12 protein-coding genes are annotated in these 13,692 nt (G+C 38.3%); all 12 read left to right on the top strand.

What is annotated here, in order from left to right:
- Positions 1–53 precede the first annotated feature (53 nt).
- The 12 genes from sucC (at position 54) to frr (ending at position 13,533) form a co-directional block, all read left to right on the top strand.
- Complete coding sequence (gene sucC / locus J7E67_RS06165) at positions 54–1,214, top strand: ADP-forming succinate--CoA ligase subunit beta (RefSeq protein WP_214714572.1); 1,161 nt, start codon at positions 54–56, stop codon at positions 1,212–1,214.
- Between the two features lie 22 nt (positions 1,215–1,236).
- Positions 1,237–2,139 (top strand): succinate--CoA ligase subunit alpha, encoded by a 903-nt coding sequence (sucD, locus tag J7E67_RS06160; protein ID WP_088086372.1) that lies wholly within the window; start codon positions 1,237–1,239, stop codon positions 2,137–2,139.
- 90 nt (positions 2,140–2,229) lie between these two features.
- On the top strand, positions 2,230–3,117 hold the full coding sequence (gene dprA, locus J7E67_RS06155; protein WP_214714570.1) for a DNA-processing protein DprA: 888 nt from the start codon (positions 2,230–2,232) through the stop codon (positions 3,115–3,117).
- A gap of 338 nt (positions 3,118–3,455) precedes the next feature.
- Positions 3,456–5,534, top strand: coding sequence for a type I DNA topoisomerase (gene topA, locus J7E67_RS06150; RefSeq protein ID WP_214714568.1), 2,079 nt, complete (start codon positions 3,456–3,458; stop codon positions 5,532–5,534).
- A 167-nt stretch (positions 5,535–5,701) separates the two neighbouring features.
- Complete coding sequence (trmFO, locus tag J7E67_RS06145; protein WP_214731228.1) at positions 5,702–7,009, top strand: FADH(2)-oxidizing methylenetetrahydrofolate--tRNA-(uracil(54)-C(5))-methyltransferase TrmFO; 1,308 nt, start codon at positions 5,702–5,704, stop codon at positions 7,007–7,009.
- Between the two features lie 330 nt (positions 7,010–7,339).
- Entirely contained in the window at positions 7,340–7,882 is a 543-nt protein-coding gene (gene hslV / locus J7E67_RS06140; RefSeq protein WP_088086376.1) for an ATP-dependent protease subunit HslV, read from the top strand.
- A 20-nt stretch (positions 7,883–7,902) separates the two neighbouring features.
- On the top strand, positions 7,903–9,306 hold the full coding sequence (gene hslU / locus J7E67_RS06135; RefSeq protein ID WP_214714564.1) for an ATP-dependent protease ATPase subunit HslU: 1,404 nt from the start codon (positions 7,903–7,905) through the stop codon (positions 9,304–9,306).
- A 123-nt stretch (positions 9,307–9,429) separates the two neighbouring features.
- A complete protein-coding gene (codY, locus tag J7E67_RS06130) occupies positions 9,430–10,209 on the top strand; it encodes a GTP-sensing pleiotropic transcriptional regulator CodY (RefSeq protein WP_168242771.1) in 780 nt (259 codons plus the stop codon).
- A 196-nt stretch (positions 10,210–10,405) separates the two neighbouring features.
- On the top strand, positions 10,406–11,110 hold the full coding sequence (gene rpsB / locus J7E67_RS06125; protein WP_088086379.1) for a 30S ribosomal protein S2: 705 nt from the start codon (positions 10,406–10,408) through the stop codon (positions 11,108–11,110).
- Positions 11,111–11,242: 132 nt separating this feature from the next.
- A complete protein-coding gene (tsf, locus tag J7E67_RS06120; RefSeq protein WP_214714562.1) occupies positions 11,243–12,124 on the top strand; it encodes a translation elongation factor Ts in 882 nt (293 codons plus the stop codon).
- 126 nt (positions 12,125–12,250) lie between these two features.
- Complete coding sequence (pyrH, locus tag J7E67_RS06115; RefSeq protein ID WP_168242772.1) at positions 12,251–12,976, top strand: UMP kinase; 726 nt, start codon at positions 12,251–12,253, stop codon at positions 12,974–12,976.
- Positions 12,976–13,533, top strand: coding sequence for a ribosome recycling factor (gene frr / locus J7E67_RS06110; RefSeq protein WP_098933008.1), 558 nt, complete (start codon positions 12,976–12,978; stop codon positions 13,531–13,533). The genes pyrH and frr overlap by 1 nt, the downstream gene beginning before the upstream one ends.
- Positions 13,534–13,692 lie beyond the last annotated feature (159 nt).

Genomic DNA, 13,692 nt, shown 5'->3' with positions numbered 1-13,692 from the left:
ATAAAATGAAAACGGAGTCAGTTTTTAGAAGAGTTTGAATAGGAGGATGGGAAATGAATATCCATGAGTATCAAGGGAAAGAGATCCTCAGAAAATACGGGGTAGCAGTTCCGAATGGAAAAGTAGCATTCACTGTAGAAGAAGCAGTGGAAGCAGCGAAAGAACTAGGCACACAGGTTTGTGTGGTAAAAGCACAAATCCATGCTGGCGGACGGGGGAAAGCTGGTGGTGTTAAAGTTGCGAAAAACCTTGATGAGGTTCGTACATATGCAAGCGAAATCCTCGGCAAAACACTTGTAACACACCAAACAGGTCCTGAAGGAAAAGAAGTCAAGCGCCTGCTTATTGAAGAAGGCTGTGACATCAAAAAAGAATATTATGTTGGTTTAGTATTAGACCGCGCTACTTCACGTGTTGTCCTAATGGCATCTGAAGAAGGCGGAACGGAAATCGAAGAGGTTGCTGAAAAGACTCCAGAGAAAATTTTTAAGGAAGAAATTGATCCAGTCGTCGGATTACAACCATTCCAAGCTCGCCGAATTGCGTTCAATATTAATATTCCAAAAGAATTAATTAATCAAGCTGTAAAATTTATGACGGCTTTGTATAATGCCTATATCGAGAAAGATTGCTCGATTGCGGAAATCAACCCGCTCGTTGTTACAGGTGACGGTAAGGTAATGGCCCTTGATGCAAAATTGAACTTTGACTCAAATGCCCTATATCGTCAGAAAGATGTACTAGAGTACCGTGACCTTGAAGAAGAGGATGCAAAGGAAATTGAAGCATCTAAATATGATTTAAGCTATGTTGCTTTAGATGGAAACATTGGCTGTATGGTTAATGGCGCAGGACTTGCCATGTCAACAATGGATATTATTAAACATTACGGCGGCGATCCCGCAAACTTCCTTGATGTTGGGGGCGGCGCGACAGCTGAAAAGGTTACAGAGGCATTCAAAATTATCCTTTCTGATCCAAACGTAAAAGGTATTTTCGTCAATATCTTTGGTGGAATCATGAAGTGTGATGTTATTGCTGAGGGTGTAGTAGAAGCAGCTAAGCAGGTTGGACTTAGTGTTCCACTTGTTGTTCGCTTAGAGGGAACAAATGTTGACTTAGGTAAGAAGATCCTATCAGAGTCAAGTGTAGACATTATTGCTGCTGAATCCATGGCTGACGGCGCACAAAAAATCGTTTCATTAGTGAAATAGGATCGAAGAAAGGGGAATTAACGTGAGCGTTTTTATTAATAAAGATACAAAGGTTATTGTTCAAGGGATTACAGGATCAACAGCCCTGTTTCATACAAAGCAAATGCTTGAATATGGTACACAGATTGTTGGCGGTACCTCTCCAGGAAAAGGCGGGTTGGAAGTAGAAGGTGTGCCTGTTTTTAACACGGTTAAAGATGCTGTTGAAGCAACTGGTGCAACTGCATCCGTTATTTACGTACCGGCACCATTTGCTGCAGATGCGATTATCGAAGCGGTTGATGCAGAATTGGATCTTGCTATCTGTATCACTGAACATATTCCGGTATTGGATATGGTTAAAGTTAAGCGTTATATGGAAGGTAAAAAGACTCGCTTAGTCGGTCCAAACTGTCCTGGTGTTATTACAGCTGATGAGTGTAAAATCGGCATCATGCCTGGTTATATCCATACAAAAGGCCATGTAGGTGTTGTATCACGCTCTGGAACATTAACATACGAAGCGGTTCACCAATTAACACAAGCCGGATTAGGCCAAACAACTGCTGTTGGTATCGGCGGCGACCCTGTTAACGGAACAAACTTCATCGATGTATTAAAAGCATTTAATGAAGATCCTGAAACATATGCTGTTATTATGATTGGTGAAATCGGCGGTACTGCCGAAGAAGAAGCAGCTGAGTGGGTTAAAGCAAACATGACCAAGCCTGTTGTTGGCTTCATCGGTGGACGTACAGCGCCTCCAGGAAAACGTATGGGACACGCAGGTGCGATTATTTCAGGTGGTAAAGGTACTGCAGATGAAAAAATCCGCGTTATGAACGAATGCGGTATTAAAGTAGCTGACACTCCATCTGTGATGGGTGACACATTAATTGAAGTATTAAAAGAACAAGGTTTGTACGAAAAGTGTAAAACCCACTAATAATTGTGCAACTAGATAATTTCAGATAGTCCCTCAAAAACGAGGGGCTATTTATTCTAATTTTATATCTATAGGGAGGCAAATATTTAAATGGATGAATTCAAAGAAAAACTTATTTCCTTGCTGCATTACCCCAATATCTCCTGGAACACCGTTTTACAAATGCTAAAAAAAGACCCGACACTGCAGAACTTATATCAGTTACAAAAGCAATCCCCTCAGCAAAAATGCTTGTTTCCACCCACTACCACCAATAACCCTTCAGAAAAGTCTTCTAGCGTACCTCTTCATCCTGACATTATTCGTGATCAAATTCGTCAATACAAAACAAATGAGATTACAGTCATTACTATTTTAGATAAGGAATATCCACCATTATTAAAAGAAATATATCAGCCGCCATGGGCATTGTTTACCAAGGGTGATCTCTCGCTACTTGAAACAGACCCCAAACTTGCGGTTGTTGGTTCACGGCAAGCGACTCAATATGGGAAAAATGCAATTCGGTTGATTTTTCCAGGTTTAATTGACAAAGGTGTTCTAATTGTTAGCGGCTTAGCACGGGGAATTGATGCCCTCGCACATGAATATGCAATAAAAAATGGAGGAAAAACAATAGCTGTGATTGCTGGTGGTTTCTATCATATCTATCCAAAGGAAAATACGAGCTTAGCCCTAGAAATGATGAAAAACCAGCTAGTTCTTTCGGAATACCCTCCAGATACTAAGCCGCTTAGATGGCATTTTCCATCTAGAAATCGAATTATTAGCGGTTTGTCAAAAGGGACATTTATTATAGAAGCAAAACGAAAAAGCGGATCACTCATCACGGCGAATTTTGCAGTAAATGAAGGAAGAGATGTATTTTCCTTGCCTGGAAGCATTTTTAATCCATATTCTATCGGGGCAAATGAATTAATTCAACAAGGGGCTAAACTTGTAACCGGTGCAGAGGATATTTTAGAGGAAATTAGATAAGACTCTTATCTAAAGAAATTTTGCTTAAAAATCGTTAATTTTGAAGGTTTTTATGAATAAACGGAGAATTTAGCTAAAAAAGGTTGCATTATTTTCTAATTTGTTATACATTTTCCAACAGATGTTCGAAAAAAAGAATATTTGGAAATGGAATAAATAATATTCATATTAATATATAAAGAAAAACTTGGGATAGGGCAGTTTTGTAAAGTATTTTCTCCGGTCTAATTAGGTAAAACTGGAATTTAGGAAAGCTTCTCAAATGATTAGCACCTTAGAAACAGCATTTGCCAGATTCGGGGCGCTTCTACACTTTCCCTCTTAAGGAGGATTTTTAAATGGCAGATTTTCTTGTAATCGTTGAATCGCCAGCAAAAGCGAAAACGATCGAACGATATTTAGGGAATAAATATAAAGTAAAAGCATCAATGGGACATATTCGCGATTTGCCACGGAGCCAAATGGGGGTCAATGTAGAAAATAGCTATGAACCAAAATATATTACAATCCGCGGAAAAGGTCCTGTTTTAAAAGACTTAAAAACAGCGGCAAAAAAAGCAAAAAAAATCTATCTGGCAGCTGACCCGGATCGCGAAGGGGAAGCAATTGCATGGCATTTAGCCCATAGTTTATCTGTCGATATTAATTCAGATTGCCGGGTGGTTTTTAATGAAATCACAAAAGATGCGATAAAAGAGTCGTTTAAACATCCTCGGCCAATTAATATGGATTTGGTGGATGCTCAGCAGGCTCGTAGGATTCTTGACCGTCTTGTTGGGTATAATATCAGCCCGTTGCTCTGGAAGAAGGTAAAGAAAGGTTTAAGTGCAGGCCGGGTTCAATCTGTTGCCGTCCATTTAATTATTGTTAGGGAAAAGGAAATCAAAGCCTTTGTCCCTGAAGAATATTGGACGATTGATGGAGAATTTTTAAAGGGGAAAGACCATTTTAGTGCCCAATATTTTTCTTTAGCTGACAAAGGAAAATTCGAACTGAAATCTGAACAAGATGTCCAAACCATTTTAAAACAAATGGATGATAATAAATTCAAAGTTGTATCTGTTACCAAAAAAGAAAGAAAGAGGAACCCGGCACCGCCCTTCATTACATCATCATTGCAACAAGAAGCAGCCAGAAAACTTAACTTCCGAGCAAAGAAAACGATGATGCTTGCACAGCAGCTTTATGAAGGGATTGAGCTTGGCAAAGAGGGTACGGTTGGTCTCATTACATATATGAGAACGGATTCAACACGGATTTCTGAAGTCGCTCAAACAGAGGCGGCTAATTACATCCGCTCAGAATATGGTGAAGATTATTTAAAAGATGAACAAAGAAAAGAGAAAAAGCAATCGAATGCCCAAGATGCACATGAAGGGATTCGACCAACCAGTACTTTAAGGGATCCCAATAGTTTAAAAACATTTTTATCAAGAGACCAACTCCGATTATATAAATTAATCTGGGATCGTTTTTTAGCTAGTCAAATGGCTCAGGCCGTCATGGATACAATGAGCGTAGATTTACAAAATGGTAATGTCCTTTTCCGAGCAAATGGTTCAAAAATTAAGTTTCCTGGTTTCATCAAGCTTTATGTTGAGGGATCAGATGACCAAGTGGATGAAAAAGACAGAATGCTTCCTGACCTTAAAGAAGGGGATGAAGTGTTTAAAAAGGATATCGAGCCAAAGCAGCATTTCACTCAGCCACCGCCAAGGTACACGGAGGCAAGACTTGTTAAGACACTTGAGGAGCTTGGTATTGGTCGCCCGTCTACTTACGCACCAACCCTTGACACGATTCAAAAGCGGGGCTATGTGGCACTCGATAATAAAAGATTTGTTCCAACCGAGCTCGGTGAAATTATCGATGAGTTGATTTTAGAGTTTTTTCCAGATATTCTAGATGTCGAATTTACAGCGAAAATGGAACAGGGCTTAGATAATATCGAAGATGGAAAAGTACCTTGGGTCAATATTATCGATGAGTTTTATCAAGATTTTGAAATTCATTTAAAAAAAGCAGAAGAAGAAATGCAGTCTGTTGAAATCAAAGATGAACCAGCTGGTGAAGACTGTGAGAATTGCGGAAACCCTATGGTTTTTAAAATGGGTCGCTACGGAAAATTTATGGCTTGCAGCAATTTTCCAGATTGCCGAAATACAAAACCGATTGTTAAAGAAATCGGTGTTACCTGCCCTAATTGTAAAGAAGGACAGATCATTGAGCGTAAAAGTAAGAAAAAGCGACTCTTTTACGGTTGCACACAATACCCTGAATGTGAGTTTATCTCTTGGGATAAACCATTACCGAGGGAATGCCCAAAATGTGAAGGGCTGCTTGTTGAAAAGAAATTAAAAAAAGGTGTTCAAGTTCAATGCGTTAATTGTGATTACAAGGAAGAACCGCAAAGTTAAAGTGAGAGTGGGCATAGTCCACTCTTTTCGTTTTTTGCATAAAACTTTTTTCTTTTTCATTCGTATAGTACAATGCAAGATGGACTTAAAAGTGGGAAAAGTATTGATAGGTACGTGCACTACCTTTTATTTACATAAAACCATGGTATCTATTAGGAGGATTCTAAATGAAAGATGTCACAATTAACGTAATCGGTGCGGGATTAGCTGGAAGTGAAGCCGCATGGCAGATTGCGAAGCGTGGAGTAAAAGTTCGCTTATATGAGATGCGACCAGTGAAGCAAACACCTGCACACCATACAGATAAATTTGCAGAATTAGTTTGTAGTAATTCATTACGTGCCAACACACTAACAAATGCAGTAGGGGTGTTAAAGGAAGAAATGCGAAAGCTTGATTCCGTTATTATCGCTGCAGCGGATGCTTGTTCAGTTCCAGCAGGCGGTGCGTTAGCTGTTGATCGCCATGAATTTGCCGCCAAAGTAACAAATTTGGTTAAAAACCATGAAAATGTTACGGTTATTAATGAAGAAGTAACTGAAATTCCAGAGGGAACAACAATCATTGCAACGGGGCCGCTGACAAGTCCAGACCTTTCAGAGCAGCTCAAAGGGCTAACCGGTGAGGATTACCTTTATTTTTATGATGCTGCAGCACCGATACTTGAAAAGGAAAGCATAGACCTAGAGAAAGTTTATTTAAAATCCCGCTATGATAAAGGGGAAGCTGCCTATCTTAATTGTCCAATGACTGAAGAAGAATTTAACCGTTTCTATGAAGCGCTTATATCCGCTGAAACTGTTCCAGTAAAGGAATTTGAAAAGGAAGTCTTTTTCGAAGGGTGCATGCCAATTGAAGTGATGGCGTCACGAGGAAAGAAAACAATGCTTTTCGGTCCGTTAAAACCAGTTGGTTTAGAGGATCCCAAAACAGGAAAACGTCCATTTGCCGTAGTACAACTCCGTCAAGATGATGCCGCTGGCACACTTTTTAATATTGTCGGTTTTCAGACACATTTAAAGTGGGGTGCGCAAAAGGAAGTTATACAATTAATACCGGGGTTAGAAAATGCAGAAATCATTCGATATGGTGTGATGCATCGGAATACATTTATCAATTCTCCTAAGGTACTAAAAGCAACTTACCAATTCCGTAATCGTGAAGATTTATTTTTTGCTGGTCAAATGACTGGAGTTGAAGGATACGTAGAATCTGCTGCTAGCGGTTTAGTTGCTGGTATAAATGCAGCGCGTTTAATACAAGGAATGGAGCCGCTTGAATTTCCAGAGGAGACCGCGATTGGAAGCATGGCCCGATATATTACTACGACGAACGCTAAAAATTTTCAGCCAATGAATGCTAACTTTGGTTTATTTCCAGAGCTGGCGGTAAGAATTAAAGGAAAGCAGGAAAGGAATTTAGAACACGCAAATAGAGCGTTAGAAACAATTCAGAACTTTGTGAAAGTTTTGTAAAGTTTATTGCAAGGGGATACGAAGTATGTTACGATTTAGTAGCCCTTGCGAGGTGAATATTATGACAAATGTGAATGTTTTTTTAAAGTTAATTATTGAGTATTTACAAATAGAATTTAATTACTCAAAATATACACTTGAACCTAATCAACATGACATCAGTAAAATTTCTTATCTTCATGGTGGAAATAACTCATAAAGTAATGAGGTCAAATATTCCAGTTAACATAGTCAGTTTTCGTAACTTTCATGTAAATGGTAGTTCACCTGTTACATACTTATCTGCGAGGTAATGTGAATAGAAATCACTCCAAAGGGAGGCTCATCTTAATGAACCAATTTCATGCGACAACGATTTTTGCAATCCATCATAATGGTGAATATTCAATGTCAGGTGATGGACAAGTGACATTTGGTAATGCGGTAGTGATGAAGCACACAGCGAGAAAAGTAAGAAAGATATTTAATGGAAAGGTATTAGCAGGTTTTGCAGGTTCTGTTGCAGATGCTTTTACTCTTTTCGAACTGTTCGAGGGGAAATTAGAAGAATTTAACGGTAACCTTCAAAGAGCTGCTGTTGAGCTTGCCAAAGAGTGGCGAAGTGACAAAGTGCTCAGGAAGCTTGAAGCGATGCTAATTGTTATGAATCGTGAATATTTGCTGCTTGTTTCAGGAACAGGAGAAGTAATTGAACCTGACGATGGAATTCTTGCGATTGGATCAGGTGGAAATTATGCATTATCTGCTGGACGTGCTTTAAAGAAATACTCAGGAGACCATTTATCTGCAAAGGAAATAGCAAAAGCTTCTTTAGAAATAGCAGCTGAAATATGTGTCTATACGAACCATAACATTATTGTTGAAGAGCTATAACGGGAAGGAGACTAATTATCATGGGAAAAACAACTAATTTAACCCCTCGTCAAATTGTTGAAAAACTTGATCAATATATTATTGGACAAAAGGATGCTAAGAAAGCGGTTGCTGTTGCCTTAAGAAATCGCTACAGAAGAGGATTGTTAAATGAAAAACTTAGGGATGAAATTATCCCCAAAAATATATTGATGATAGGTCCGACTGGAGTTGGGAAAACGGAAATTGCCAGAAGGATTGCCAAAATTGTGGGTGCCCCTTTTATTAAGGTTGAAGCAACTAAGTTTACTGAAGTAGGCTATGTTGGGCGAGATGTAGAATCCATGGTTAGAGATCTTGCTGAAACCTCTGTTCGTTTAGTAAAAGAGGAACGGATGCAAAGTGTGAAGGAACGTGCAGAAGAGAATGCCAACAGCAGGCTAGTTGATTTACTTGTGCCATCAGCCAAAAAAACTAGTAACTATAAAAACCCGCTTGAAATGTTATTTGGAGGCGGGAATACATCAACTGAACCAGAAACACATCAAGAGGATTATTCGATTACTGAAAAACGAAAAATTGTCAAAGAAAAATTAGCACTTGGTCAACTAGAGGAAGAAATCGTTACGGTTGAAGTAGATGAGCAAGCTCCATCCATGTTTGATATGCTGCAAGGCTCAGGGATTGAACAAATGGGAATGAATATGCAGGATGCCCTAAGCAGCTTTATGCCGAAAAAACGCAAAAAGCGAAAATTGACTGTCCGTGAAGCTCGCAAGGTGCTGACTAGTGAAGAGGCTTCTAAGCTTATTGATATGGATGAAGTAAATTCTGAGGCCGTTTATCGTGCGGAACAAGCAGGTATTATTTTTATCGATGAAATTGATAAAATCGCTAGTAAAAATTCGGGAGGCTCTTCTGCAGATGTATCCAGAGAAGGGGTCCAAAGAGATATTTTGCCTATAGTTGAAGGTTCAACAGTAGTGACCAAATATGGGTCAGTAAAAACCGACCATGTATTATTTATTGCTGCTGGAGCATTTCACATGGCGAAACCTTCCGATTTAATTCCAGAACTTCAAGGGCGTTTCCCAATTCGTGTAGAACTAACAAAGCTAACTGTGGAAGATTTCTTCAGAATCTTAATCGAACCAGATAATGCCCTTATTAAGCAATATCAGGCATTATTGGAAACAGAAGGTATACAAATTGAATTTTCTGACGATGCTATTCGTAGAATTGCCGAAGTTGCATTTGAAGTGAATCAAAATACAGACAATATTGGTGCAAGACGTCTTCATACGATTCTCGAAAAGCTTTTAGAAGACTTATCTTTTGAAGCTCCAGAAATTTCGATGGAGAAGATAACAATTACACCACAGTATGTAGACGATAAACTTGGTGCTATTTCGAAAAATAAAGATTTAAGTCAGTTTATCTTATAAAAATGAACGTCTGATAATCCCATGTATGAAGAAATGTTCATTTTTTAAATACCCCAAAAATGTAGTATTTGAAGATTAATTAATAATTTAATAATGGTTGTAGTTATTAGGAGGAAGAAACAGATGGATTTACTTACAAAAACGAGAAAAATTAATGTTTTATTACAAAAAGCAGCAGGAAAGCCAGTTAACTTCAAGGAAATGTCAGTCACTTTAAGTGAAACGATTGAAGCAAATGTGTATATTGTTAGCCGTCGTGGTAAACTTTTAGGGTTCTCTATTCATCAGCAAATTGAAAATGAAAGAATGAAAAAGATGTTTGAGGATCGTCAATTCCCTGAGGAATATACAAATGGTTTATTTAATATTCAAGAAACTTCATCAAATCTTGATATTGAAAGCCAATATACAGCTTTTCCAATAGAAAACAGAGATTTATTTAAAGAAGGTTTAACTACAATTGTTCCAATTATTGGCGGCGGGGAACGCCTTGGCACGTTAATTCTTGCAAGATTACAAGAAAAGTTCCACGATGATGATCTAATCCTTGCGGAATATGGTGCAACTGTTGTAGGTATGGAAATTTTACGAGAAAAGTCTGAAGAAATTGAAGAAGAAGCTAGAAGCAAAGCAGTGGTTCAAATGGCTATTAGTTCATTATCATATAGTGAACTTGAAGCGATTGAACATATCTTTGAAGAATTAAATGGCCGTGAAGGCTTATTGGTTGCTTCGAAAATAGCTGATCGTGTTGGTATTACTCGTTCTGTTATCGTTAATGCACTAAGAAAACTTGAAAGTGCAGGGGTAATTGAATCACGCTCACTAGGGATGAAAGGAACATATATCAAAGTTTTAAATGATAAGTTTCTGATGGAACTCGATAAATTAAGATCAAATTAATCATAACTAATCCCCAGCTAACTGGGGATTTTGTTTTTTTATTAAACTAATGCTTGATTGTTATTATTACATATGCTATATTATTTCATGGTGTTAATACACACGCTCATTGATTTAATCAGATGGTGCTGTTCATAACAGTTTCTGTTTAAAGATGAGGTGAGCGGAGGAAAACAAACCATTAGGAGGAAAAATCATGTCAGTCATTTCTATGAAGCAATTGCTTGAAGCTGGTGTACACTTCGGACACCAAACTCGCCGTTGGAACCCTAAAATGAAGAAATATATCTTCACAGAGCGTAACGGTATCTATATCATTGACCTTCAAAAAACAGTTAAAAAAGTTGAAGAAGCTTATAACTGGGTAAAGGAACTTGCTGGTAACGGCGGAACAGTTCTTTTTGTTGGTACAAAAAAACAAGCTCAAGATTCTGTTAAAGAAGAAGCGGGCCGTTCTGGTATGTACTATGTTAACCAACGTTGGTTAGGTGGTACCTTAACAAACTTTGAAACAATTCAAAAGCGTATTGGCCGCTTAAAAGATATCGAAAGAATGTCTGAAGACGGAACGTTTGAAGTATTACCTAAAAAAGAGGTTGTTCAATTAAAGAAACAACAAGAGCGTCTAGAGAAATTCTTAGGCGGCATCAAAGATATGAAACAACTTCCAGATGCACTTTTCATTATTGACCCTCGTAAAGAGCGTATCGCGGTTGCAGAAGCTAAGAAATTGAACATTCCTATCGTAGGTATTGTTGATACAAACTGTGATCCAGACGAAATCGATGTAGTTATTCCTGCGAATGACGATGCGATTCGTGCGGTTAAGCTTTTAACAGGTAAAATGGCAGATGCTATCCTTGAAGCTAAACAAGGTGAAGAAGTACAAGTTCAGGCTTAATTAAATCAAAAGGTGATAAGAGGGAGACCCTTTATCACCTTTTTTTAAAGAAGGTTTTTATTGGAAAGTTTTAGAATAGCTGTCATTGGCTAAGATATGGATACATAGTAAAATAAAGGAGGAATTTACATTATGGCAATTACTGCTCAAATGGTTAAAGAACTACGTGAAAAAACTGGTGCAGGTATGTTGGATTGTAAAAAAGCACTAACTGAAACTGATGGAGATATGGACAAAGCAATTGATTTCTTACGCGAAAAAGGGATTGCATCTGCTGCTAAGAAGGGTGACCGTATTGCTGCAGAAGGTTTAACTTATGTTGTAACTGAAGGTAACGATGCAGTTATTCTAGAAGTAAACTCTGAAACTGACTTTGTTGCGAAGAATGAAGCGTTCCAAGCTCTTGTAAAAGATCTAGCTGCGCATCTACTAAAGAACAAGCCTGCAACTGTTGAAGAAGCATCTGCTCAAACGATGGAAAATGGTGCTACTATTGCAGATCATATCAATGCTTCTATTGCTAAGATTGGTGAAAAATTAACACTTCGCCGCTTTTCTGTTACATCAAAAACAGACAATGATGCATTTGGAGCATATATTCATATGGGTGGCCGCATTTCTGTCCTATCAGTACTTGAAGGTACAACAGATGCGGATGCTGCGAAGGATGTTTCAATGCATATTGCTGCACTAAAACCAAAGTATGTATCTCGTGATGAAGTTTCACAAGAAGAAGTTGAGCATGAGCGTCAAGTATTAACACAACAAGCACTTAACGAAGGCAAGCCTGCAAAAATCGTTGAAAAAATGGTTGAAGGCCGTCTTGGAAAATATTTTGAAGATGTTTGTGTACTTGATCAAACTTTCGTTAAAAACCCTGATCAAAAAGTACGTCAGTTTGTTGAATCTAAGGGTGCTACAATCCGTGAGTTCGTCCGTTACGAAGTCGGAGAAGGTATCGAAAAACGTGAAGATAACTTTGCTGAAGAAGTTATGAATCAAATTAAAAAATAATTAAAAACTATTCTCTAGCATAAAAACAAAACAGTTTTAAGGGAATGTTAATGAAATAGGTTTTTAAATAGGGGACACGGTGTGTTCCCTTTTTTAAAAAGAATTAATTACATAATGGAGGTTTATATGAGCGGTCCTAAGTACAAACGTGTAGTATTAAAGTTGAGCGGAGAAGCACTTGCAGGTGAATCGAGCTTTGGAATTAAACCTTCTGTGATCAAATCGATTGCCATTCAAGTTAAAGAAATAGCAGAGCTTGGTGTAGAAGTTGCTGTCGTTGTCGGTGGCGGTAACATTTGGCGCGGAAAAATTGGCAGTGAAATGGGTATGGACCGGGCAACTGCAGATTATATGGGGATGCTTGCAACGGTTATGAATTCTTTAGCACTGCAAGATAGTTTGGAGCACTTAGGAATTGAATCACGGGTGCAAACCTCTATTGAAATGCGCCAGGTGGCTGAGCCTTATATTCGACGCCGTGCAATTAGGCATTTAGAAAAAAAACGGGTAGTCATTTTTGCGGCGGGTACAGGAAATCCATATTTCTCAACGGATACAACCGCTGCACTTCGAGCAGCGGAAATCGATGCTGAAGTAATCTTAATGGCAAAGAATAATGTCGATGGAGTGTATTCTGCAGACCCTCGATTAGATGCAAATGCTACTAAATATGAAGATTTGTCTTTCTTAGATGTTCTTAAAGAAGGATTAGCAGTTATGGACTCTACTGCCTCCTCCTTATGCATGGACAATGATATTCCATTGATTGTTTTCTCGATTATGGAGCAGGGGAATATTAAACGAGCCGTTATGGGGGAAAAAATAGGAACAATTGTTAGGGGGAAACATTAATGCCAAAACAAGTCATCTCTACCATTAAAGATCGTATGACAAAAGCGATTCAGTCATATTCGCGTGAGCTTGCCAGCATCCGTGCGGGGAGAGCAAGCGCTTCGTTATTGGACAGAATTACAATTGATTATTATGGTGCACCAACACCTGTCAACCAAATGGCTGGAATTTCAACACCTGAAGCTAGGCTTATTGTTATTCAACCATATGATAAATCCACCCTTGGGGATATCGAAAAAGCAATTCTTAAATCTGATTTAGGATTAAATCCTACCAACGACGGTATGGTAATCCGCCTTGCTATTCCACAATTGACTGAGGAGCGCCGCAAGGAGTTAGTAAAATTGGTCAAAAAGGAATCAGAAGAAGCGAAGGTAGCTATCCGTAATATCCGTCGAGATGGTAATGACGAATTAAAGAAGCTAGAGAAGAATGGTGAAATTACTGAGGATAGTCTTCGCGGTCATTCGGAGGATATCCAAAAACTTACCGACGAATATATTAGTAAAGTTGATCAAATTACAAAAGACAAAGAAAAGGAAATTTTGGAAGTTTAATTAATGGCTGTGTTAAAACTAAATGGTGATTTTACAAATTCTGTTGATTGGAGCGCATGGAGCGGAAATCAACAGACAAATTTAACACAGCCTAGTTAATAAATAAGAACCCTCTGTTTTAGGGGGTTTTTCACTATTTTAATACTTAATTTAAGAATT

Source organism: Bacillus sp. ISL-46, assembly GCF_018613205.1.
The sequence above is the reverse complement of the archived record's forward strand: the minus strand, read 5'-3'. Positions and strand labels throughout refer to the sequence as shown.

Bases quoted from the DNA above. Each gene is read 5' to 3' on its own strand.
- sucC (WP_214714572.1), top strand. From the start codon at position 54: ATGAATATCCATGAGTATCAAGGGAAAGAGATCCTCAGAAAATACGGG.
- dprA (WP_214714570.1), top strand. From the start codon at position 2,230: ATGGATGAATTCAAAGAAAAACTTATTTCCTTGCTGCATTACCCCAAT.
- topA (WP_214714568.1), top strand. From the start codon at position 3,456: ATGGCAGATTTTCTTGTAATCGTTGAATCGCCAGCAAAAGCGAAAACG.
- trmFO (WP_214731228.1), top strand. From the start codon at position 5,702: ATGAAAGATGTCACAATTAACGTAATCGGTGCGGGATTAGCTGGAAGT.
- hslV (WP_088086376.1), top strand. From the start codon at position 7,340: ATGAACCAATTTCATGCGACAACGATTTTTGCAATCCATCATAATGGT.
- hslU (WP_214714564.1), top strand. From the start codon at position 7,903: ATGGGAAAAACAACTAATTTAACCCCTCGTCAAATTGTTGAAAAACTT.
- codY (WP_168242771.1), top strand. From the start codon at position 9,430: ATGGATTTACTTACAAAAACGAGAAAAATTAATGTTTTATTACAAAAA.
- rpsB (WP_088086379.1), top strand. From the start codon at position 10,406: ATGTCAGTCATTTCTATGAAGCAATTGCTTGAAGCTGGTGTACACTTC.
- tsf (WP_214714562.1), top strand. From the start codon at position 11,243: ATGGCAATTACTGCTCAAATGGTTAAAGAACTACGTGAAAAAACTGGT.
- pyrH (WP_168242772.1), top strand. From the start codon at position 12,251: ATGAGCGGTCCTAAGTACAAACGTGTAGTATTAAAGTTGAGCGGAGAA.
- frr (WP_098933008.1), top strand. From the start codon at position 12,976: ATGCCAAAACAAGTCATCTCTACCATTAAAGATCGTATGACAAAAGCG.